General features: G+C 62.0%; 1 protein-coding gene. It reads right to left on the reverse strand.

Annotation, left to right across the window (positions count from 1 at the left end):
• A partial coding sequence (locus tag L1249_RS17400) for an IS110 family transposase (protein ID WP_235253805.1) occupies positions 1–918 on the reverse strand: 918 nt, incomplete at its 3' end.
• Positions 919–1,018 lie beyond the last annotated feature (100 nt).

Raw genomic sequence — 1,018 nt, forward strand, 5'->3', positions numbered from 1 at the left:
GGTCTTGGTGATACCGCCCTGCCGCCGGCTACCACCGCTCGAGTGCTCGCTGGGCACCAGCCCCAGGTAGGCCATCAGTTGGCGGGGCGAATCGAAGCGCGTGATATCACCGAGCTCCGCCAGCACCGTCATCGCAGTGATCAGACTAACGCCGCGCATCGCCTGAATCGACTCGACCACTGGCGCCAGTGACCAGGTGGGCAAGGCGGCTTCCATCTGCTTCTCCAGACCGGCCACCCGACGCTGGGCCTCCTTCACATGATCTACATACTCTTGCAGCACGATCTGCTGAACCGGGGTGTCGAAGCGAACTGTTTCCTCCAGCCAGCGAAAGTATGCCGGCCCCCATTTGCTCTTGCCGGGATAGATCTTGCTGTGTCGTAACAGAAAGGCGTTGAGTCGCTGTCGAGCGCGGAGTTCGCCCGCCTTCATGTCCTCCCGAGCGCGGGTCAGGTCACGAATCGCCTCTTGTTCCGGCGTGGGCACCCACACTGGGGTCAGCTCACCGGAGCGCGAAAGTCGGGCCAGCATCTGCGCATCTCGCCGATCGGTCTTGATACGGTCCCCGGCACGCTGGGGAATCAGGGTTGGAGCGACAACCTCGCAGTCATGGCCGCTGGCCTGGACCTGGTGATAAATCCCATAACCACAGGGGCCGGCCTCGTAACTGAACAGCAGGGGCTGCCCAGCGAAGCGCTCGCTCAGCTGGCGAACCAGCTTGTCGATGGCCTTGGGTTCGTTGGGAATCTCACCGCGGAACTCGGGCGCCTGGCGCCCGATCTCGGCGATGGCCACCGAGATGCTGACCTTGTGCACGTCCAGGCCAATATAAGCGGCATGGACGTTGCCGGCGGCGCTGACACGCTGGGCAACGGCCCGCTCGACAACAGCTTGCTGAGTTGCGTTAGACTGTTTCATGACCTGCCTCCCTCAATAGTGGCTCTGCATTTTGGTCCCTACCTCAACGTAATCCACGACGTTGAGGAGGGGCAGGTCAATCCATGATGTCTACTCGATC

Origin of the sequence: Halomonas sp. Cn5-12, assembly GCF_021532545.1 — a bacterium.
Lineage (GTDB): Bacteria > Pseudomonadota > Gammaproteobacteria > Pseudomonadales > Halomonadaceae > Vreelandella > Vreelandella aquamarina.